At 70.4% G+C, this 20,450-nt stretch carries 18 protein-coding genes and 1 pseudogene; 12 read left to right on the plus strand and 7 right to left on the minus strand.

Features of this window, described 5'->3' with window-relative positions; all coding sequences use genetic code 11:
- Positions 1–21: 21 nt before the first annotated feature.
- Entirely contained in the window at positions 22–921 is a 900-nt protein-coding gene (locus ABD466_RS27680; protein WP_344660117.1) for an aminoglycoside phosphotransferase family protein, read from the plus strand.
- Here ABD466_RS27680 and ABD466_RS27685 read toward each other — a convergent pair.
- Together ABD466_RS27685 and ABD466_RS27690 are read right to left on the minus strand one after the other, a co-directional pair.
- Positions 915–1,253, minus strand: a complete 339-nt coding sequence (locus ABD466_RS27685) for an aldo/keto reductase (protein ID WP_344660118.1) — start codon at positions 1,251–1,253, stop codon at positions 915–917. The two genes, ABD466_RS27680 and ABD466_RS27685, sit on opposite strands and share 7 nt — an antisense overlap.
- A 104-nt stretch (positions 1,254–1,357) precedes the next feature.
- Positions 1,358–2,572: an ROK family protein gene (locus ABD466_RS27690; protein ID WP_344660119.1), complete on the minus strand. Its 1,215-nt coding sequence runs from the start codon at positions 2,570–2,572 to the stop codon at positions 1,358–1,360.
- 319 nt (positions 2,573–2,891) lie between these two features.
- On the opposite strand from ABD466_RS27690, the gene ABD466_RS27695 reads away from it, so the two are divergent.
- The 5 genes from ABD466_RS27695 to ABD466_RS27715 all read left to right on the plus strand — a co-directional run bounded on the left by ABD466_RS27695 (position 2,892) and on the right by ABD466_RS27715 (position 7,467).
- A complete protein-coding gene (locus tag ABD466_RS27695) occupies positions 2,892–3,323 on the plus strand; it encodes a protein-tyrosine phosphatase family protein (protein WP_344660120.1) in 432 nt (143 codons plus the stop codon).
- Positions 3,324–3,507: 184 nt separating this feature from the next.
- Positions 3,508–4,455, plus strand: a complete 948-nt coding sequence (locus tag ABD466_RS27700) for a DUF4352 domain-containing protein (RefSeq protein ID WP_344660121.1) — start codon at positions 3,508–3,510, stop codon at positions 4,453–4,455.
- 140 nt (positions 4,456–4,595) lie between these two features.
- The gene (locus ABD466_RS27705; protein ID WP_344660122.1) at positions 4,596–5,054 is read left to right on the plus strand and encodes a MarR family winged helix-turn-helix transcriptional regulator; all 459 of its coding nucleotides are present in this window, start codon (positions 4,596–4,598) and stop codon (positions 5,052–5,054) included.
- Positions 5,041–5,532: an SRPBCC family protein gene (locus ABD466_RS27710; RefSeq protein WP_344660123.1), complete on the plus strand. Its 492-nt coding sequence runs from the start codon at positions 5,041–5,043 to the stop codon at positions 5,530–5,532. The genes ABD466_RS27705 and ABD466_RS27710 overlap by 14 nt, the downstream gene beginning before the upstream one ends.
- 261 nt (positions 5,533–5,793) lie before the next feature.
- Positions 5,794–7,467: an alpha/beta hydrolase gene (locus ABD466_RS27715; RefSeq protein WP_344660180.1), complete on the plus strand. Its 1,674-nt coding sequence runs from the start codon at positions 5,794–5,796 to the stop codon at positions 7,465–7,467.
- A 141-nt stretch (positions 7,468–7,608) separates the two neighbouring features.
- Here ABD466_RS27715 and ABD466_RS27720 read toward each other — a convergent pair whose 3' ends face one another.
- The 4 genes from ABD466_RS27720 to ABD466_RS27735 form a co-directional block, all read right to left on the minus strand.
- Entirely contained in the window at positions 7,609–8,229 is a 621-nt protein-coding gene (locus ABD466_RS27720; protein ID WP_344660124.1) for an MBL fold metallo-hydrolase, read from the minus strand.
- Positions 8,226–9,314, minus strand: coding sequence for an S-(hydroxymethyl)mycothiol dehydrogenase (locus tag ABD466_RS27725; RefSeq protein ID WP_344660125.1), 1,089 nt, complete (start codon positions 9,312–9,314; stop codon positions 8,226–8,228). Before ABD466_RS27725 ends, ABD466_RS27720 begins: the two co-directional genes overlap by 4 nt.
- 68 nt (positions 9,315–9,382) lie before the next feature.
- The gene (locus ABD466_RS27730) at positions 9,383–10,504 is read right to left on the minus strand and encodes an aromatic ring-hydroxylating oxygenase subunit alpha (protein ID WP_344660126.1); all 1,122 of its coding nucleotides are present in this window, start codon (positions 10,502–10,504) and stop codon (positions 9,383–9,385) included.
- An 82-nt stretch (positions 10,505–10,586) separates the two neighbouring features.
- Positions 10,587–13,094, minus strand: a complete 2,508-nt coding sequence (locus ABD466_RS27735; protein WP_344660127.1) for a GcvT family protein — start codon at positions 13,092–13,094, stop codon at positions 10,587–10,589.
- A gap of 228 nt (positions 13,095–13,322) precedes the next feature.
- Here ABD466_RS27735 and ABD466_RS27740 point away from each other — a divergent pair, with 228 nt between their 5' ends.
- Positions 13,323–14,795: an aldehyde dehydrogenase family protein gene (locus ABD466_RS27740; RefSeq protein WP_344660128.1), complete on the plus strand. Its 1,473-nt coding sequence runs from the start codon at positions 13,323–13,325 to the stop codon at positions 14,793–14,795.
- Between the two features lie 116 nt (positions 14,796–14,911).
- Positions 14,912–16,477: an APC family permease gene (locus ABD466_RS27745; RefSeq protein WP_344660129.1), complete on the plus strand. Its 1,566-nt coding sequence runs from the start codon at positions 14,912–14,914 to the stop codon at positions 16,475–16,477.
- Between the two features lie 45 nt (positions 16,478–16,522).
- Here the strand turns inward: ABD466_RS27745 and ABD466_RS27750 are convergent, their stop codons facing one another.
- Positions 16,523–17,296: an IclR family transcriptional regulator gene (locus ABD466_RS27750; RefSeq protein WP_344660130.1), complete on the minus strand. Its 774-nt coding sequence runs from the start codon at positions 17,294–17,296 to the stop codon at positions 16,523–16,525.
- A gap of 165 nt (positions 17,297–17,461) precedes the next feature.
- On the opposite strand from ABD466_RS27750, the gene ABD466_RS27755 reads away from it, so the two are divergent.
- From ABD466_RS27755 to ABD466_RS27770, 4 genes and pseudogenes are all read left to right on the plus strand, one after another.
- Complete coding sequence (locus tag ABD466_RS27755; protein ID WP_344660131.1) at positions 17,462–17,782, plus strand: bifunctional 3-phenylpropionate/cinnamic acid dioxygenase ferredoxin subunit; 321 nt, start codon at positions 17,462–17,464, stop codon at positions 17,780–17,782.
- Positions 17,779–18,960 (plus strand): NAD(P)/FAD-dependent oxidoreductase, encoded by a 1,182-nt coding sequence (locus tag ABD466_RS27760; protein ID WP_344660132.1) that lies wholly within the window; start codon positions 17,779–17,781, stop codon positions 18,958–18,960. Before ABD466_RS27755 ends, ABD466_RS27760 begins: the two co-directional genes overlap by 4 nt.
- A gap of 2 nt (positions 18,961–18,962) precedes the next feature.
- On the plus strand, positions 18,963–20,231 hold the full coding sequence (gene glyA, locus ABD466_RS27765; protein ID WP_344660133.1) for a serine hydroxymethyltransferase: 1,269 nt from the start codon (positions 18,963–18,965) through the stop codon (positions 20,229–20,231).
- 16 nt (positions 20,232–20,247) lie between these two features.
- A pseudogene (locus ABD466_RS27770) lies at positions 20,248–20,448 on the plus strand (serine dehydratase beta chain); the annotation flags it as partial.
- Between the last annotated feature and the right edge of the window lie 2 nt (positions 20,449–20,450).

The raw sequence follows: 20,450 nt of genomic DNA on the forward strand, positions 1-20,450 counted from the left end.
ACCTCAGTACTGTGGCGTCGTATGACTGGCACCGAGACCGAGATCACCGCAGACCTGGTCCGCGACCTCCTGCAGGAGCAACATCCAGATCTTGCGGAGCTGGCCATCCGTGAAGTGCCGGGCGGCTGGGGCAATCAGATGTGGCGTCTCGGCGAGGATTTGGCCGTGCGCATGCAACGCATGGACCGCACCCCGGAGCTCCAGCTCAAGGAGCGGCAGTGGTTGCCTGTGCTGGCTCCGCTGCTGCCGCTGCCGGTGCCGACCCCGGTGCGGTTCGGCGAACCGTCCGAACGCTTCCCCAAGCACTGGACCGTGATGACATGGGTTCCCGGCGAGCCGCTGGACCACGGCTCGATCAGCCGCGGTGCCCACGCGGCCGAGACTTTGGCGGGTTTCCTCCAGGCGCTGCATGTGGAAGCGCCCGCCGAGGCGCCGATTGGCAGGGACCGCGGTGCCCATCCCAGGAACTGCACGGACGGCTTCGAGCACTTTCTCCAGGCCGTTGCGCTCGACGACCTCGCTGCCGACGTCCGGGCCGTCTGGAGCGACGCCGTCGCGGCGCAGGGGTGGGAGGGCCCGCCGGTGTGGGTGCACGGCGACCTCCATCCCGCGAACGTCGTCGTCTCGGACGGAACGCTCTCGGGCATCGTCGACTTCGGCGACCTGTTCGCCGGCGATCCGGCGTGGGACCTCGCTGCCGCGTGGGTGTTGCTGCCTTCGGGCATGGCCTCACGGTTCTTCGACAAGTACGCGCGGGCAGACGAGGCGACGATCCGGCGCGCCCGCGGGCTGGCCGCTATGAAGAGCCTTTTCTTGATGCTCATGGGACAGAATGGAGATCGGGGTCTTCCCGGCGGGAAGGCTCACTGGGGACCTGTTGGCCGGGCGGCACTTGACCGTGTTCTGACCGGTATTCAGTGATCAAGCGAAGGCACAGGCACCTCCCGGGGCAGCAGGCCGTCATCGCGGAGGTGCACCCACACGCTCGGGGGAATCGGCAACGCAGCCCAGGCCAAGTTCTCCTCCAGTTGCTCGCGAGTGGCTGGGCCGGTCAGAACACACCGCACCGCCGGATGGCCGAGAGGAAACTGGAGGGCGACGGCCGCGGTGGGCACGCCGTGCTCGTGGCAGACCTCGGCGATGCGCTCGGTCTTCGCGCGCGTCTCGTCATCGACGGGCCGGCAGCGGAACGTGGCATTCGTGACGCCGTCGATCAGGCCGCCGTGCAGCGACTGGGCCCCGACGACGGGCACGCCGCGGCGAAGTGATCGACGGCTGACAATGTCGCGCCGCGGTGGAGACCGAGCCGGAAGCCAGGTTCGCCGGCGGCGCGGGGTGGATCAGGACTCTGACGGAGTCAGTCCTCGGGCCGGCCGCCGGTCGCCAGCAACCGGGCGACCGGAAGAGTCGCGGCCCCGAGCGCGACGGCGCCGGACCCCAGCTCACCCAGGCCGATGCGGGTCTGGTCGAACAGGTAGGACAGCGCGTGGCGCTGCGCGGCGGCCCGGATCGCCGGCAGCAGCAGCGGTCCGAGCAGCTCGCCGACCCAGCCGGCCAGGATCACCTGGTCGGGGTTGATCAGATTGACGAGGTTGGCGACCCCGATGCCCAGGTACTCGGCGACGTCGTCGAGCGTCGCGGCGGCCGCCTCGTCGTCCCCGGGCGCCGAGCGCCGGACGAGCTCCGCCATCCGCGCCTCGGTCCCGTCCTGGGTGAAGGGGCGCGCGGCCGGGTGCTCGAGATAGGCGTCGAGGATCGCGGTCGCGCCGACGTACGCCTCCAGACACCCGCGCGACCCGCAGCGGCACGCGCGACCCCGGACGGCGATGACCGCGTGGCCCCACTCGCTGGTCGCACTGGACCCGATCGTGACAGGGGTCGAACCCACCGCGATCGCGGCTCCGACCCCGACGCCCCACAGCGCGACGACGGCGCGCCGGGCCTCCCGGCCGGCGCCGCGCCAGGCTTCCGCCTGTCCCAGGGTGCGCGCGCAGTTGTCGATGAGGATCGGCACGTCGAGCTCGGCCCGCAGCACGTCGCCCAGCGGCACGCCGGACCACCCGAGCGTCGGGGCGTGGACGACGCCCCGCTCCCCCTCCTGCGCCGAACCCGGCACGCCGACCCCGATGCCGAGCAGCCCCTCCGAGGCGACCCCGGTGGTGTCCAGCAGCGATCGGACCCCGGACACGACCAGACGCACCACGACCTCCGGGTCGAGCCGTCCGACGCGGATCTCGTGCGTGGTGGTGGCCAGCGTGGACAGCGTCCAGTCGAACAGCACCACCTGGATGTGGGTCTCCCCGATGTCCACCCCGACGACGTGACCGAATCCGGGCCGGGCCGCGAGCACGGTCCGCGGCCGCCCGCCGTTGGAGTCCACCGACCCGGCCTCGGCCACCAGCCCGTCGGCGATCAACCCGGTGACGACGTTGCTGACCGCCGCCGAACTCATCCCCGTGAGCCGCACCAGCTCCGGCCGGCTCGCCGCCTGCCCGAGATAGACCGACGACAGGAGGGCGGCACGACTGCGGCGACGCAGGTCGCGCGTCGTCTTCGCACCGGCTGGGATCACATGACGAATTGTGCCAGCCACCGATGACGGGGCCCGGCATGCCGGTGGCCACCTGGGAGAGCGGGCGTTGGGGCCGCGGCGTCGCGCTGTGGGCGGGAGATCGCCGAACCCGGCGATCGCGGCACGCTATGGCCGGCTCGACGCCGGCGGATCCAGCGGGTCGCGTCGACTTTCGGCGAGACGCTCGGCGTCGGGCGAGGTGCTCGGCGTCAGCGAGAGGCTCGGCGTCGGGGCGAGGTGCTCGGTCTATGGCCGAGGTGCTCGGCGCCCGCGGAGAGGCGCCCGGCGCCGGGGCGAGGCGCCCGGTCACACTGGCTCCATGGCTGAGTTGTGGGACGTCTCCGACGCCGGCATTCTGCGCTTGCCGTCCGGTCGCTCGGTGCGGGGTCGCGGCCTCCGCAGACCCCTGCCGCCAGGAGCAACGCCGAACTTCGGCGTCTATCTTCTGGGAAAACCGCCGCCTGCGGTCGCGTGGGACAGCCGGTGGGTGCGCTGGCCCGACTTTCGGCTGCCCGCCGATCGCGTCCTGGCCAGGGAGGTCTTCGTCGAGATCTGGAATCGGGCCGGGGACGAGCGCGTCGAAGTCGCCTGTGCGGGCGGCCGCGGACGAACCGGCACCGCGTTGGCGTGCATCGCCGTTCTCGACGGGATCCCGCCCGGCCAGGCGGTGGCCTTCGTGCGTCGGCACTACGACCCGCACGCCGTCGAAACGCCCTGGCAACGGCGCTACGTCGAGCGCTTCACCGCTTGAGGCGGCCAGGCCGTGGGCGTCCCCGGCGGCGTCACGTGGCCGTGCCGTCGCGGATACGCCACTATCACCTACATGGCGGAAGCCCTGGTGAGGCATCACACCAGCGCCTGGTCGGCGGTACCAGACTTTGAAGGAGCGAGTGTCCCACTCGGCATGAATGCGAACTCTCGAGGAGGGGTGTCGCATGAAGCGCTCGGGCATCGTCGCCGTGACTTCCGTCGGGGTCTCCGTGCTGGCGGTCGGCTGTGGGTCTTCGTCCCATGTGTCCACCGCCCCGGCGCAGACTTCGTCGACGGCCACCACACCGCCCACATCGTCCGCGCCGTCGGATAGGAAAGCGGGCGTCGGTGACACCATCGAGCTCTCGGACAGCACGACCGGGAAGAACATCGCGGTGACCGTGACGAAAGTCGTCGACCCGGATGCGCCGAGCAACCCGTACGAAACGCCGCCCGCGGGCGACCGGTTCGAATCCATCCAGTTCCGGATCGTGAACTCGGGGACCGGGCCGTATCAGGACGCTCCGCTGGCGGAGATCTCCGCGAAGGACGCCGCCGGGCAGACCATGCAGCTTGAGATCGTGACGGCGACGGCTGCCGGGGCACAGATGCCTGCCAGCGTGAACCTCGCCCCCGGGGATACGGCCCTGGGGTTCGTCACGTTCGCCGTCCCGGCCGGTGACAAGATCGCGCAGACGCAGTTCACCATCATCGGCGCGCAGAGCGCCACCGGTGAGTGGCAGATCGGGAACGGGCAGCCGCCGGCCACCTCCCCGCCGACGGCCGGCGCGACGCCCACGCCGGCCGCCCCGACCACGCCGGCGGCGCCGCCACCGCCGACCACCAGCGCGAGCAGTCCCCAGACGGTCGTCCAGCAGTACTTCGCCGCGATCAACGCGCACGACTACGCCCTGGCCTGGGCGCTCGGCGGCAAGAACCTGCAGGGCGGGTCGTACGACTCGTTCGTGCAGGGGTTCGCCACCACCAGCTCGGACAACGTCACGATCATCGCGACGTCCGGCGACGTCGTGACGATCCAGCTGGACGCTACACAGACCGACGGAACCCACAAGTTCTTCGCCGGCACGTACACCGTCAAGAACGGCGTCATCGTCGCAGCCGACATCCACTGACCGACTCACCGCGCCACCGGAGAGTGTGACCCAGCTTACATATGTCATGACACATGTGTCGTGTAATGTATTCCTCGTGAACGCAGCTTCCCCGACACTCGTCTTCATCCCCTGCCTGTCCGGTGCCCGGGAGCCCGCCGATGCGTAAGGCCGAACATCTGCGGTTCGCGATCCTGGCAGCCCAGCGCGAAGGCAACCGTCTGCTGGCCCAGGCCCTCAAACCCCATGGCATCACCGCGTCGCAGGCCGAGGTGCTGCGTCTGCTTCAGCAGCACGGCACCTTGACCCTCAACGGGCTCGGGCAGCTCCTGGTGTGCGAGAGCGGCACCAACCCCAGCCGGCTGGTCGAACGGGTCGTCGCGGCCGGGCTGGTCGAGCGCCGCACCGACGCCGAAGACCGCCGTTACCTCCAGCTCACTCTCACTCCCGAGGGCGAACGCCTGGCCACCGCGATCGCCGGGATCGAGGAGGACCTCTACAGCTTCATCGACGGCGCCGCCCAGGACTTGGACACCGATGCGGTTCTCGCGTTCCTGCACAACCTCATCGATGCCCTGCCCTCCGGAGAGGCCCTGAACAAGCGCCTTGATCTCGGCTGACAGCGGCCTGACATCAACCGGCCACATCACCACGGAAGGTAGAACCATGCGATTCGACAACACTCTGAGCATCAACGCGCCGGTCGACGATGTATTCGCCTATCTCGCGCAGCCCGAGAACCTGCCGCGTTGGAACTACGCGCTCAGCCACACCGAGAAGACGTCCCCCGGGCCGATCAGTGTCGGTGCGACCTACCGCCAGACCCGGACGATCCCGCGTCCGGCCGAGGAGCACTTTCGCATCACCGCGTACGAGCCGCCGAAGCTCTTGACCATGGAGGGCGACTTCGGCCCGTTCACCGGAACCACCTCCTATCAACTGACGCCGCTCGACCGGTACACCACTCGGCTCGTGAACGTCTTCCATCTCACTGCGCCTGGGGCCCTCAAGCCCATCGCGGCGATCGGCGGCGCCCCGGTCAAACACGCGGTCGCCAAGAACCTCACGGTGCTGAAGAGGATCCTCGAAAGCCAGTAGGCGGCCACTCAACCGGCACGCACTTGTCAGTGCGTTCCATCCCACCGCACCACCGAGCGTCAGTTACGAGCTGACGGCATTGGGCCGCACGATCCCAGCACCGCTCAACGCGAGTGGCGGACTCCTGCCATTTCCCGACCACGCCCGACTTCCGGCGCACTGAATACATGGTCTGACATACAGTGGTCACGCCGGTGATCGCAGCCGGCCAACGGGAAGAAGGGTTGTTCCTTGACCATCGATGACGTGCGAGCGGCCGACATGCCGGACCTCGGCCAGCCTCGACCGAACCTTGATACGCATACCCACAACCGCACCGGACGACGGCTCACCGCGATCCTGGCCGCCGCGACCCTGATCAGCGGGGCGGCAACCTCGATCGCGGCGGCCAGCCCGTCCACGCCGCAGGGGAACGGAGCACCGGTTCCGGTACTCAGCTGGTCGGACTGCACCGGCGGCTTCGAATGCAGCGATGCGGCCGTGCCGCTGGACTACCGCGACCCCCACGGCCGCACCATCACCCTGCACATGATCCGGCACCGGGCCGCGGACCCGGCCCAGCGCGTGGGCACCCTGTGGATGGAGCCCGGCGGCCCGGGTAGCAGTGGCCTGAGCTTCGCGCGTGACAACTACGCGGACCTGCCGAGCGCCCTGCGCGACCGGTTCGACGTCGTCAGCTTCGATCCCCGGGGGATCGGCACCAGCTCGCAGGTCGAGTGCTACAGCGACGACCAGTACGACGCGGCTGTCGCCGCGACCAAGGGAGTCCCCGGCCCGGACGCTTTCGACACGGCCGTCAAGGTGGCCGCGGACTTCGACCAGAACTGTGTGACCAAGCTCGGCGACACCGCCGGCCTGTTCGGCACGCAGTACGTCGCCCGTGACATCGACTTGCTCCGCCAGGCTCTCGGCGAGCAGCAACTCACGTTCTACGGCCGGTCGTTCGGCACCTACGTCGGCACCGTCTACGCGGCCATGTTCCCCCACAGGGTCCGTGCCATGGCGCTGGACGGCGCCTACGACCCGAAGCACTACGCGGACCAGCCGTACGCCTACGACGAGCCGCAGTACGTCGCACTGGACGCGGCGATGGACGACTTCCTCGACTGGTGCGCCCAGAACCAGACGCAGTGCGGGTTCGGCGACGGCGACCCCCGGGCCGCCTTCACCGCTCTCAAGAGCGATCTGGACGCCAATCCCGTCCAGCTGCCCACCGGCAAGAAGGCGAACGGCTTCACCCTGGCCTACCGCCTCCTGTTCAACATGGACGCGGGCAAGGTGATCTGGCCTTCGTTCGGCCAGGCCCTGCACCAGGCGCAGCAGCGCGATCCGAACAGTTTCCTGCTCAGGCCGCCGTCCCCGGCCAGCTACGACCAGCTCAACCCCAACACGGTGGTCTCCTGCAACGACCGGGACTTCCCGACCAGTCTGAGCAAGCTGGAGCGGCACGTCACCGCCAGCGCCGACGAGGCCCCGCTGCTCGGCGCGCCCTGGGCCTACGCGCCGCCGATGTACGACCAGAACAGCGCTCCGGCCTGCGTCCAGTGGCCGGTCGAGCGGGTCAGCCGCTACGGCGGGTCCTACCGGGCCGCGGGCTCCGCACCGATCCTCGTCATCGGCACCACCCACGACCCGGACACGCCCTACCAGGACGCCGTCGCCCTTTCGAGGACCTTCGACAACGCCAGGCTGCTGACGTTCGACGCCGAAGGACACACGGCCTTCGGCAGGAGCGCGTGCGTGACCGACGCGGTCGCGAGCTACCTGGCCGACCTGACGCTTCCGAAGGCGGGCACCGTGTGCTCGGACGAGGTTCCGCCGGCCACGGTGCCGGCGGCGTCGGCGCGCTCGGCGTCCACCGGATCCGGATCGCAGTACAGCGAGCTGCGTGACGGCGTCAGGGATGACCACGACCTGATCCGCCCCGCGCGCTAGGAAGACGCACTACCGGGCCGGTTCGCGAACCTCGACGGTTCGCGGACCGGCCTTCTTGGCGATCGGCGACGGCGAAGAGCCCGAGCCGGCCACGGACACCAGGCCACGGACACCGGGCCGACGCCGCGAAGTGAGCCCTGATCACCAGCCGCGGGCGATCCACTCCTCCAGGTGGGGGGCCTCCCCGCCGATCGTGGTCGGATCGCCGTGGCCGGTGTGGACCGCGGTCGCCTCGGGCAGCGTGAGCAGCCGGTCGCGGATCGAGCCGACGAGGGTGGGGAAGTCGGAGAACGAGCGCCCTGTGGCGCCCGGTCCGCCGTGGAAGAGCGTGTCTCCTGTGAAGACAGTGCTTAGCGCGGGTGCATAGAGGCATACGCCGCCGGGCGTGTGGCCAGGAGTGTGCAGGACGCGTATCTCGATGCCGGCGACCTCGAGTACCGCCCCGTCGGGGAGATCGTCGTCCGGGTCGTCTTCGACATGGGTCTGTTTCCACAGGACTCGGTCGTCGGGGTGGAGGAGGACGGGTGCGCCGGTGCGGTCGGCAAGGTCCGGGGCGGCGTTGATGTGGTCGTTGTGGGCGTGGGTGCACAGGATGGCGAGCAGCGTACGCTCCCCCACGGCCGCCGCTATGGCGTCGGCGTCGTGGGCCGGGTCGATCACCACCACTTCCCGGTCGTCGCCGACGATCCAGACGTTGTTGTCGACGTCCCAGCGACCGCCGTCCAGGGTGAACGTTCCGGAGGTGACCAGGTGCTGGATCATGGGAAGACCACCACGGAGCGCAGGACCTCGCCGCGGTGCATGCGGGCGAAGGCCTCCTCGACGTCCTCCAGGCCGATCGTCTCGCTGACGAACGCGTCCAGGTCCAGACGTCCCTGGAGGTACAGGTCGATCAGCGTCGGGAAGTCGCGGCTGGGCAGGCAGTCGCCGTACCAGGACGACTTCAGCGCGCCGCCGCGGCCGAAGACGTCCAGCAGCGGGAGTTCGAGGGTCATCTCCGGGGTGGGCACGCCGACCAGGACCACTGTGCCGGCCAGGTCGCGGGCGTGGAAGGCCTGCTTGTAGGTCTCTGGACGGCCCACCGCGTCGATGACGACGTCGGCGCCGAAGCCGCCGGTCAGATCGCGGATGGCGGCGACCGCGTCGATGCTCCGGGAGTCGACGGTGTGGGTGGCGCCGAGCCGGCGCGCGCCTTCGAGCTTGCGGTCGTCGACGTCCACGGCGATGATCTTCGCCGCCCCGGCCAGGCGGGAGCCGGCGATCGCGGCGCCGCCGACGCCGCCGCAGCCGATCACCGCGACCGAGTCGCCGCGGCTGACGCCGCCGGTGTTGATCGCGGCGCCGAGACCGGCCATCACGCCGCAGCCCAGCAGGCCCGCGGCCGCCGGTGAGGCGGCGGGGTCCACCTTCGTGCACTGTCCGGCGGCGACCAGCGTCTTCTCGGCGAAGGCGCCGATGCCCAGCGCCGGTGAGAGCTCGGTTCCGTTGTCGAGGGTCATCTTCTGCGTGGCGTTGTGGGTGTTGAAGCAGTACCAGGGCCGTCCCCGCAGACAGGAGCGGCACCGACCGCATACCGCGCGCCAGTTGAGGATCACGAAGTCGCCGGGCGCCACCTCGGTGACGCCTTCCCCGACCGACTCCACCACTCCGGCGGCCTCGTGGCCGAGAAGGAACGGGAAGTCGTCGTTGATGCCGCCTTCCCGGTAGTGGAGGTCGGTGTGGCACACCCCGCACGCCTGGACCGCCACCACCGCCTCGCCGGGGCCGGGGTCCGGGACGATGATCGTCTCGATGCGCACCGGCGCGCCCTTGCCGCCGGCGATGACGGCGTTGACCTTCTGGGACATGGAACCGAGCCTTCCTGTCGACGGGGTGGTGGGGAGTGCCGGACGCACGCGGTCCGGGGCGGGCTGCGTCATCCGCGCAGACGGTCGTTCACCCACTCGTGGAACGCCGCGATGTGGTGCTCGCTCGGCACCAGCACGCCGCCGTCGCGGTAGCCGCGGGAATCCATGGCCGGCTGGCAGCGCTCGCAGGCGTCGAAGTCCTGCGTGTTGACGCGGTGGAACAGTTCCACCGAGCGGCTGACGTCCTGCCCGGAGTCCACCACGCCGGGGAGGAAGAGCCAGTCGCAGTCGACGACGGTGTGATCGGCGGCGAGCGGATACATCCGCAGGACGATCACGTGGTCCGGGACGAGGTTGATGAAGACCTGCGGCTTGACGGTGATCGCGTAGTAGCGGCGGTCCTGGTCCTCGGAAACGGTCGGGATCCGGTCGACTCCCTCGCCGCCGTCGACGGTGAAGCCCTGGATCTCGCCGCCGAACTCCGCGCCGTGGCCCACGTAGTACTGAGCGGCGTAGCCGTCGGCGAACTCCGGCAGGACCTCGGTGAGCTCCGGGTGGATCGTCGCGCAGTGGTAGCACTCCATGAAGTTCTCGACGATCAGCTTCCAGTTGGCCTTGACGTCGTAGCGGATGCGGCGGCCCACGGCCAGTCCCTCGACCTGGTAGCGCTTGATGGCCTCGGCGTCGCCGAGGCGCTCGGTGGCCGCCGCGACGACGTCGTCTTCGAAGGACGGCGGCTCCTGCGCCAGGCACACCCAGACGTAGCCGAGCCATTCGCGCACGTGGACGCGCAGCAGGCCGTAGGTGGTGCGGTCGACGTCCGGCATGCTGGTCAGGTTCGGCGCGGCGACGAGCTTGCCGTCGAGGCCGTAGGTCCAGGCGTGGTAGGGGCATTGGAAGGCGCGCTTGACCTCGCCGCTTTCCTCGGTGCACAGACGTGCGCCGCGGTGCCGGCAGATGTTGAGGAACGCGTTGACGCCGCCGTCGCGGGATCGGGCGACCAGTACGCTTTCGCGGCCCACCTGGACGGTCTGGAACTTGCCCGGCGTGTCCAGGTCCGAGGACCGGGCGGCGCAGAACCACATCCGCTCGAAGATCATCTCCTGTTCGAGGGCGAAGATCTGCGGGTCGGTGTAGGAGGAGCCGGGCAGGGTGGGGATCAGGCTGGAGGGAAGCTCGGTCTCGGTCACTGCACGGTGCCTTTCACTGTATGAACAGGGCGTCGGGAGATCTGGAGCGGTTCGCAGGCGGGACGCGTCGGCGAGCGCTTGGTCAGCGGCGGATGCGGGCCATCGCCGGGTCGAACAACGGTTCCTCGGAGACGGTGGCGGAGAGCAGTTCGCCGAAATACTCCACCTCCACTCGGGTACCGGCCGCCGCGGCCGCGCTGGGCAGCCAGGCGTAGGCGATCGACGCGCCGACGCTGTATCCGTAGGCCGCGCTGGTCACGTATCCCGCGGGGGCGCCGTCGACATAGACCGGCTCCTTGCCCATGACGACCGCTTGCGGATCGTCGAGCACCAGGCAGGTCAGCCGCCGAGCCACCGTCTGCTCCGACACGCCCACGAGCGCTTCGCGTCCCACGAAGTCGCCCTTGTCCATGCGGACGGCGAAGCCGAGTCCGGCCTCGTAGGGGTTGTGTTCGGTGGTCATGTCGGTGCCCCAGGAGCGGTAGCCCTTCTCCAGGCGCATGCTGTTGAAGGCGCTGCGTCCGGCGGCGAGGATTCCCAGCTTCTTTCCCGCGGCCCAGAGGGTGTCCCACAGCTTGGCGCCCAGGTCCGCCGTGGTGTACAGCTCCCAGCCGAGCTCGCCGACGTAGGACAGGCGCATGGCGGTGACGGGTACGTGGCCGAGGTGGGCCTGCTTGGCCTTGAAGTAGCCGAACCCCTTGTGGGAGAAGTCCGTGCTGGTGAGCGGCTGCACCAGATCGCGGGCGAGCGGACCCCAGACGCCGAGGCAGCAGGTGCCGGCGGTGATGTCGCGGACGTGGACAGAGCCGTCCGAGCCGCCCGAGCCGCCCGAGCCGCCCGAGCCGTCCGAACCGTCCGAGCCGTCCGCGTCGAGGTGCCGGGTGAACCAGTCGAGGTCGAGATTGCCGTTGGCGCCGATCTGGAACGTGTGCTCGGCGAGTCTGGCCACTGTCAGGTCGCTGCGTACGCCCCCGGTCTCGTCGAGCAGAAGGGTGTAGGTGACCGAGCCGACGGCTTTGTCGAGCTGGTTGGTGGTCAGCCGCTGGAGGAAGCCCAGCGCGCCCGGCCCGGAGACTTCCAGCCGCTTCAGCGCTGTCATGTCGAACAACGCGACCCGCTCGCGGGTGGCCAGAGCCTCGGCGCCGGCGATCGGCGACCAGTACCGCGAGGCCCACGCTCCCCTGCCGGGGATCTCCTCGATGCCGGGCAGCGCGGCGTTCGCCTCGTACCAGTGCGGCCTCTCCCATCCCGACGCCTCCAGGAAGAAGGCGCCCAGTTCGCGCTGCCGGGAGTGGAAGGGGCTCAACCGCAGCGGACGCGGCTCTTCCATCGGCTGGAGGGGATGGATGATGTCGTAGACCTCGATGAAGTTCTGGGCACCACGCTGCCGGACATAGGTCGGCGCCAGCTGCATCGGCTCGAAGCGGTTGATGTCGCATTCGTGGACGTCGGTGCGCGGGGTGCCCTCGACCAGCCATTCCGCCATCGCCTTGGCCACGCCCGCGGAGTGCGTCACCCACACCGCCTCGGCGAGCCAGAAGCCGCGGAGCTCCGGTGCTTCGCCCATCAGCGGGAACCCGTCGGTGGTGAAGGAGAAGATGCCGTTGAAGCCCTCCTCCACCTTCGCTCCGGCGAGCGCCGGGAGGAGAGCTTTGCTGTCCTCCCAGGACTGCTCGAAGTCCTCCGGGGTGAAGGGCTGCATCGAGGGCATCAGGGGCGCGCCGGCTTCGGGGTGGGGGATGTCGCCGAGGTCGACGGGCATCGGGCGGTGGGCATAGGAGCCGATGCCGATCCGGTCGCCGTGTTCCCGGTAGTAGAGGTCGCGGTCCTGGTGTCGCAGGATCGGCTTGGAGGCTTCCAGTTCCTCGGCGTTGACGCCCGCGAGCACGGACAGCGGAGTGGTCTTCACGTACTGATGGGCCAGCGGCAACAGCGGGACGGACACGCCGGCCAGCTTGCCGACCTCCGGGCCCCAGAAGCCGGCGCAGGAGACGACCACGTCGGCGGGGAAGGACCCCTGGTCCGTACGGACGCCGGTGACGCGGCCGTTCGCCGATTCGACGCCGATGACGGTGTGGCGGGCCAGGAAACGGGCGCCGCGGTCGATCGCCCGCCGGGCCTGCGCCTCACCGGCCCGAAGCGCCTTGGCCAGTCCGTCGGTGGGCACGTGGAAGCCGCCGAGCACCCGGCTCGGGTCGAGCAGGGTGTGCAGGGAGGCGCACTGCTCGGGGTCGAGCAGTGCGCTGTGGACGCCCCACGCGGTCGCCAGGCCGTGTTTGCGGCTCAGCTCGGCCAGGCGTTCCGGCGTGGTGGCGACTTCGAGGCCGCCCACCTGCTGGAAGCACCACTTTCCGTCCAACGTCAGGGAGGAGTACTTGCGCACGGTGTAGGAGGCGAACTCCGTCATGGTCTTGGACGCGTTCGTCTGGAAGACCAGGCCGGGGGCGTGGGAGCTGGAACCGCCGGCCGCGAACAGCGGGCCCTGTTCCAGCACGGTGACGTCGGTCCAGCCGCGCGCGGTGAGCTCGTCGCTCAGCGCGCAGCCCACGATCCCGGCACCGATGATCACGACTTTCGGGTGGACTGGCAACGGAATCGTCCTCTCAATGAGGGAGCGCCGAGTTGCTGAGTTGCACGATACGAAAGATGGTGCGTATTAAGGAACAGACTGGAGCTGGGGGTGAGCCCTGTCAAGAGCCCCTCGGCGGCGGCGCACCGGGCCCTTGACAGCACCCGTGACCACTTCCATACTCGGCGCAACCGTTGCGCATAAAGGCGCGAGTATCGCATAGCGCAACTCCGAGAAGGAGGCGTCCCCTTGCTCCTCATCGACGGCACGTGGTCACCCGCCGAGAACGACGGCAGCCGGGAGATCGTCAACCCCTTCGACGCGTCCGTGATAGCCACCGTCGCCGAGGCTTCGGCCGGGGACGCGGATCGCGCGGTGCGGGCCGCCCGCGCCGCGTTCGACGCCGGCGCCTGGTCCACGGCCTCCGGCGCGCACCGAGCCGCCATCCTCACCGGGCTGGCCGACGCGCTCCAGGAGCACCGTGCGGAGCTCGCCCGGCTGGAGACCCTCGACACCGGCAAGACCCTGGTCGAGAGCCAGACCGACGTCGACGACTCCACCGCGGTGCTGCGCTACTACGCGGCCCTGTCGACCACGGACACCCCACGCCCGGTGGACACCGGGCGACCGGGGGCGATCAGCCAGGTGGTGCACGAGCCGGTCGGCGTCTGCGCTCTGATCACGCCCTGGAACTATCCCCTGCTGCAGATCACCTGGAAGCTCGCCCCCGCGCTGGCGGCCGGGAACACGGTGGTCGCCAAACCCAGTGAGCTGACACCGCTGACCACCATCCGCCTGTTCGAACTGCTCCACGAGCTGTTGGACAAGGCCGGAGCTCCCAGCGGCACCGCCAACCTCGTCCTGGGCGGCGGTACCGTCGGCGCGGTGCTCGCGGGGCATCCCAGCGTGGATCTCGTGTCGTTCACCGGCGGGGCGGTCAGCGGCCGCTCGGTGATGCGCTCGGCCGCCGAGACCGTCAAGAGGGTCGCCCTCGAACTCGGCGGCAAGAACCCGAACATCGTGTTCCCCGACGCCGACCTCGACGCCGCCGTGGACTTCGCCCTCACGGCGGCGTTCCTGCACTCCGGCCAGGTGTGCTCAGCAGGTTCCAGACTGCTGTTGCACCGCAGCCTGCACGGCGGGTTCACCGCGGAACTCGCCCGGCGTGCCGACCTCATCCGGCTCGGCGACGGCTTCACCAAGGGGACCGAGACCGGGCCCCTGATCTCGGCCGCGCACCGGGAGAAGGTCGAGCGCCACGTGGCCGGCGCCCTCGCCGAGGGCGCGGTGCTGCGGGCCGGTGGAGTCCGGCCCACCGAGCCGGAGCTCCAGAACGGGTTCTTCCTGCGGCCGACCGTCCTCGACGAGTGCCACGCCGGCATGACGGTCGTGCGCGAGGAGGTGTTCGGCCCGGTGCTCACCATCGAGGTGTTCGACGACGAGGACGAGGTGGTGGCGCTCGCGAACGACACCCCCTACGGCCTCGCGGGCGCCGTGTGGACCCGGGACGCGGCGCGCGGTGAACGGGTCGCGGCCCGGCTGCGCCTGGGCACCGTCTGGATCAACGACTACCACCCCTACGTGCCACAAGCCGAGTGGGGCGGCTTCAAGCAGTCCGGCACCGGCCGGGAACTCGGCCCCACCGGCCTGCGCGAATATCAGGAAACGAAGCACGTCTGGCGCACGCTGGACCCCGCGCCGCAGCGCTGGTTCGCCGGCTGACGCACGAACGGCCGGCCACGCCGATGCCCGTCCTCCCCTTCCCCCTTCTGCGCACTTCCCCGTATCCCCCTCCCGACGATCCCGACGATCCCGACCATCGCGACCATGGAGCGACCATGAGCAACCCGGGAACCATCAGTCCGGATACCGCGCCCCCGCCCGGCGGCGACAGCGACGACCTCGCCCGTTTCGGCTACCGCCAGGAGCTGCACCGCTCCCTCGGCTCCTTCTCCAGCTTCGCCGCCGGCTTCAGCTACATCTCGATCATGACCGGCGTGTTCCAGCTCTTCGGCTTCGGCTTCGCCTCCGGGGGACCGGCCATGATCTGGTCGTGGCCGCTGGTCTTCCTCGGCCAGCTCGCCGTGGCCCTGTGCTTCGCCGAGATGGCCGGGCAGTTCCCGCTCGCCGGCGGGGTGTACCAGTGGTCGAAGCAGATCGCCCGGCCCGTCACCTCGTGGATGGCCGGCTGGATCATGGCGATCGGCGCCGTCGTGACCGCCGCCGCGGTGGCCGTCGCCTACCAGATCATCCTGCCGCAGGTGTCCCTGGCCTTCCAGATCGTCGGCGGGGCCGATGACGCCGGGCTGACCGCCACGCCGAACGGCGCCAAGAACGCGATCATCCTCGCCCTGGGCCTGGTGGTGTTCACGACGGTGGTGAACATCGTGGGCGTGCGGCTGATGGCGAAGATCAACAACTTCGGGGTGGCGGTGGAGCTGATCGCCGTCACGCTGCTGATCGTCATGCTGGCCGTGCACATCCGCCGCGGACCGCAGGTCGTGCTGCACGCCCAGAGCACCGGCTCCGGCCACTCCTGGGGGTATCTCGGCGCCTTCCTGGTCGCCTCGATCATGAGCGCCTACGTCTTCTACGGGTTCGACACCGCCGGCTCGCTGGCGGAGGAGACCAGGGAGCCGCGCCGGCACGCCCCGCGCGCGATCATCCGCGCCTTGTCCGCCGCCTTCCTCGCCGGTGGGCTGCTGATGCTCGTCGGGATGATGGCGGTGGGTAACATCAAGGCGCAGGAGCTCGGCACGCTGGGCATGCCCTACCTCGTCAAGTCCACCCTCGGCAACGGCTTGGGCGACGTGTTCCTGGTCTGTTCGGCGATCGCCGTCACCGTGTGCTGTCTGGCTGTGCAGACCGCGGCCATCCGGCTGCTGTTCTCCATGGCCCGCGACGGGCGGCTCCCGTTCGGCGCCGCCATCGCGAAGGTCTCACCGCGCTCCAAGACACCCGTCGTGCCGGCCGTGCTGACCGGTGTGCTGACGATCGCGCTGCTGCTGGTCAACATCGGCAACCAGCGGGTCTTCTACATTCTGACGTCGGTCGCCATCATCCTGTTCTACATCCCCTACCTGATGGTCACCGGACCGATGCTGCTGCACCGGCTGCGCGGCGAGTGGCCCCGTTCCGACCACGGTCCGTACTTCAGCCTCGGGCGCTGGGGGCTGCTGACCAACCTCGTCGCGGTGCTCTACGGCGCCGCCATGACCGTCAACCTCGCCTGGCCCCGGGCGGCCGTCTACGGAAGCGACCACTGGTACTTCCAGTGGGGCGCCATCGTGTTCACCACCGTGATCGCCGCGGTGGGTCTCGGGCTCTACCTGCGCTACCGCCGCACGACGGGCCCGACGGCGCAGCCGGCGGCCGGCGACGGCCTCGCGCTCGACCCGGCCTGAGAACCCGGGAACACCGGCTGAGGACCGCGCGGCAGCGCGGGGTCCTCAGCCGGTCGCGACGTAGCCGAGCCGAGCCGAGACCTCGGCCGCGGCGGCGCGCACCGCGCCGGCCACCTGCGCCAGCCGCTCCTCGGTGAGCCGGAACGACGGACCGGACACGCTGATCGCGGCGACGACCTGGCGGTTGTCGGCGAAGACCGGCGCGGCGACGGCGTTGAGCCCCTCCTCCAGCTCCTCGACGGTGCACGCGTAGCCCTCCAGCCGGACCCGCTCCAGCTCCTTCCGCAGGACCTTGACGTCGGTCACCGTACGCGCCGTGAACCGTTCCAGCGGCGCCGCGAGCCGCGCGTCGAGCGCCGCGGGCGGCAGGTGGGCCAGCAGCACCTTGCCGCTGGAGGTGGCGTGCAGCGGGGTGCGCTGGCCGACCCAGTTGTGCGTGGTGATCGCCGACGGGCCGAGCACCTGGTCGACGTTGACGGCGGCGTCCGCGTCGAGGATCGCCACGTTGATGGTCTCCGCGACGTCCACGGCGAGCCGCTCGCAGACCGGCCGGCTCTGCTGGGTCAGGTCCATCCGCACGGTCGCGGCTCCCGCGAGCCGGACCAGCCCCAGCCCCAGGCGGTACTTCCCGCGCTCTCCCGGCTGCTCCACCAGGCCGCGCTTCTCCAGGGCCGCGGCGAGCCGGAAGGCCGTCGACTTGTGCACCCCGAGTTCCGCGGCGATCTCGGTGACGCCGGTGTCCCCCTGCCGTGCCAGCAGCTCCAGGATGGTCACCGCCCGGTCGACGGACTGGACCGGGGACTGCTCACTGTTGCCCATGACGCAACATTATGCGCTCTCCGGCGCCCTCGTGAGGCGGCATCGGCCCGGCCGGACCGGCCGGAGGCGAGTCTTGACAACCCTCCGGACAGCCGAGACCATCTGTTGCGTATACCGCATCGAGTTGTGTATTACGCTACACGCTCGCCTCAGTCGGAGGTTCCCATGATCACGGTGTGCCGCATCGAAGACCTCCCTCCGGGCGAGGCGGTCCGCGTGACGAACGACGTGCCGGCCCCGGTCGCCGTGTTCAACGCCGACGGCACCGTCTACGCCGTGGACGACACCTGCACCCACCAGGACGCCTCGCTGGCCGACGGCTGGCTCGAGGGCTGCCTCGTCGAGTGCCCCCTGCACGCGTCGGCCTTCGACCTGCGGACGGGCATCCCCACCTGCCCGCCGGCCAAGGCGGCCCTGCGGACCCACCGGGTCACCGTCGAGGACGGCGAGATCCGCCTGCACATCACGGTCGGCGAGCCGGCATGAGGTCGGTCACCGTCGTCGGGGCCTCGCTGGCGGGCTGGAGCGCGGTCCGCCGGCTTCGCGCCGAAGGCTACGACGGCTCGCTCACCGTGGTCGGCGCGGAACGCCACGAGCCGTACGACCGCCCGCCCCTGTCCAAGGAGTTCCTCAGGGGCGGGATGGACGCGGACGCGCTCGCACTGGCCACCGCGGAGGAGTATCAGGACCTGGACGCACGCTGGCTCCTCGGCCGCTGCGCGCTCCGGCTCGACCCGCACGACCGCACCCTCCACCTGGACGACGGCCGCGAGATCCGGACCGACGCCGTGGTGATCGCGACCGGCGCCGTGCCCCGCAGGATCCCCGGCGGCGACCGACTCCGCGGGATCCACACGCTGCGCACGCTGGACGACGCCGAGGCGCTGCGCGCCGATCTGCTCACCGGCCGACCGGCCGTGGTCGTCATCGGAGCGGGCTTCATCGGCGCGGAGGTGGCCTCCACCGCCCGCGCGCTCGGCCTGGACGTCACCGTCGTCGAGGCGGCGGAACACCCGCTGGAACGGGCGCTCGGCCGGGAGATGGGGAGCGTCTGCTCCGCCCTGCACGGCGACCACGGCGTCCGCCTGCTCTGCGGCGTGGGCGTCAGCGGCTTCACCGGCGAGGACCGGGTCGGCGGCGTCCGCCTGAGTGACGGCCGGCTGCTCCCCGCGGACGTCGTCGTCATGGGAGTCGGGGTCAGCCCCGCGACCGGTTGGCTCGCGGGCTCCGGCGTCGAGGTCGACGACGGAGTGGTCTGCGACAGCGGCTGCGCGACGAGCGTTCCGAACGTCGTGGCCGTGGGCGACGTCGCCAGCTGCCCCGACCCTTTCACCGGACGCCGGTCGCGCATCGAGCACTGGACCCACGCGACCGAACAACCGAAGACCGCGGTGCGCACGCTGTTGTCGGGCAGCTCCCTGGCGCCCGCCGCCGTCCCTCCCTACTTCTGGTCCGACCAGTACCAGGTACGGATCCAGCTGGCCGGGCACGTCGGCCCGGACGACGAACCGCGGATCGTCGAGGGCTCCGTGGACGACCGTTCCTTCGTGGCCGTCTACCACCGGGACGGACACGAGGTCGCCGTGCTGGGCGTCAACCAGCCCAAACTGTTCAACCGCCTTCGCAGAACCCTCCTCCCCATCCCTGAGGCCGCAAGGAGCTGAGCATGACGCTTCTGGACCAGACCCTGCACTCCCTCGACCCCGAGATCGCCGCGGCGGTCGACGCCGAACTGCACCGCCAGCAGACCACCCTGGAGATGATCGCCTCCGAGAACTTCGCTCCGGTGGCCGTCATGGCGGCCCAGGGGTCGGTCCTGACCAACAAGTACGCCGAGGGCTATCCCGGCCGCCGCTATTACGGCGGCTGCGAGCACGTCGACGTGGTGGAGCAGATCGCGATCGACCGGGTCAAGGCCCTGTTCGGCGCCGAACACGCCAACGTCCAGCCGCACTCCGGCGCCCAGGCCAACGCCGCCGCCATGGCCGCGCTGCTCGAACCCGGCGACACCATCCTGGGCCTGGACCTCGCGCACGGCGGGCACCTGACCCACGGCATGAGGATCAACTTCTCCGGCCGGCTCTACCACGTCGCCGCCTACCACGTGGACGGGGAGACCGGCAGGGTCGACATGGAAGAGGTCGAACGCCTCGCCAAGGAGCACCGGCCCCGACTGATCGTCGCGGGGTGGTCCGCCCACGCGCGCCACCTGGACTTCCCCGGCTTCCGCCGCATCGCCGACGAGGTCGGGGCTCATCTGATGGTGGACATGGCGCACTTCGCCGGACTGGTGGCCGCGGGTCTGCACCCCTCGCCGGTGCCGTACGCGGACGTCGTCACCACCACCACGCACAAGACCCTGGGCGGTCCGCGGGGCGGCGTGATCCTGAGCAGGGCCGAGCTCGCCAAGAAGATCAACTCCTCGGTCTTCCCCGGCCAGCAGGGCGGGCCGCTGGAGCACGTGATCGCCGCGAAGGCGGTCGCCTTCAAGATCGCCGCGTCACCGGAGTTCAGAGAGCGTCAGGAACGCACCCTGGAGGGCGCCCGGATCCTCGCGGCGCGGCTGCTGGAGCCGGACGCCGCCGAGGCCGGCGTCTCGGTGGTCTCCGGCGGCACCGACGTCCACCTGGTCCTCGTCGACCTGCGCGCGAGCGCTCTGGACGGCCGGCAGGCCGAGGACCGTCTGCACGAGGTCGGCATCACCGTCAACCGCAACGCCGTACCGGACGACCCGCGGCCGCCCATGGTCACCTCCGGCCTGCGGATCGGAACCCCGGCACTGGCGACGCGCGGCTTCCAGGCCGACGACTTCCGTGAGGTCGCCGACGTCATCGCCGAAGCCCTGAAGCCCGACCTCGACGAGCGCACAACCGCCGCGCTCAGGACCCGCGTCGCCGCGCTGGCCGCGAAGTACCCGCTCTACGCCCACCTGTGACGGGAGACGCCGCCTCGTGGCCACCAGCGTCTCCGACTTGTTCTCGATCGGCATCGGACCGTCGAGTTCGCACACCGTGGGGCCGATGCGCGCGGCCCGGATGTTCACCGAACGGCTCGGCGAGGAGAGGCTGCTGGGCGAGGTCGCCCGGGTCCGCGCCGAGCTGTTCGGTTCGCTCGGCGCGACCGGTCACGGCCACAACGGCATGGCCGCGGTGAA

Origin of the sequence: Catenulispora subtropica, from assembly GCF_039531675.1 — a bacterium.
GTDB classification, from domain to species: Bacteria; Actinomycetota; Actinomycetes; order Streptomycetales; family Catenulisporaceae; genus Catenulispora; species Catenulispora subtropica.

Excerpts from the sequence above, each read along its gene's own strand:
- ABD466_RS27695 (WP_344660120.1), top strand. The coding sequence starts at position 2,892 with ATGGCTGAGTTGTGGGACGTCTCCGACGCCGGCATTCTGCGCTTGCCG.
- ABD466_RS27750 (WP_344660130.1), bottom strand. The coding sequence starts at position 17,296 with ATGGGCAACAGTGAGCAGTCCCCGGTCCAGTCCGTCGACCGGGCGGTG.
- ABD466_RS27745 (WP_344660129.1), top strand. The coding sequence starts at position 14,912 with ATGAGCAACCCGGGAACCATCAGTCCGGATACCGCGCCCCCGCCCGGC.
- ABD466_RS27725 (WP_344660125.1), bottom strand. The coding sequence starts at position 9,314 with ATGTCCCAGAAGGTCAACGCCGTCATCGCCGGCGGCAAGGGCGCGCCG.
- ABD466_RS27715 (WP_344660180.1), top strand. The coding sequence starts at position 5,794 with ATGCCGGACCTCGGCCAGCCTCGACCGAACCTTGATACGCATACCCAC.
- ABD466_RS27720 (WP_344660124.1), bottom strand. The coding sequence starts at position 8,229 with ATGATCCAGCACCTGGTCACCTCCGGAACGTTCACCCTGGACGGCGGT.
- ABD466_RS27680 (WP_344660117.1), top strand. The coding sequence starts at position 22 with ATGACTGGCACCGAGACCGAGATCACCGCAGACCTGGTCCGCGACCTC.
- ABD466_RS27755 (WP_344660131.1), top strand. The coding sequence starts at position 17,462 with ATGATCACGGTGTGCCGCATCGAAGACCTCCCTCCGGGCGAGGCGGTC.
- ABD466_RS27705 (WP_344660122.1), top strand. The coding sequence starts at position 4,596 with ATGCGTAAGGCCGAACATCTGCGGTTCGCGATCCTGGCAGCCCAGCGC.
- ABD466_RS27700 (WP_344660121.1), top strand. The coding sequence starts at position 3,508 with ATGAAGCGCTCGGGCATCGTCGCCGTGACTTCCGTCGGGGTCTCCGTG.
- ABD466_RS27760 (WP_344660132.1), top strand. The coding sequence starts at position 17,779 with ATGAGGTCGGTCACCGTCGTCGGGGCCTCGCTGGCGGGCTGGAGCGCG.
- glyA (WP_344660133.1), top strand. The coding sequence starts at position 18,963 with ATGACGCTTCTGGACCAGACCCTGCACTCCCTCGACCCCGAGATCGCC.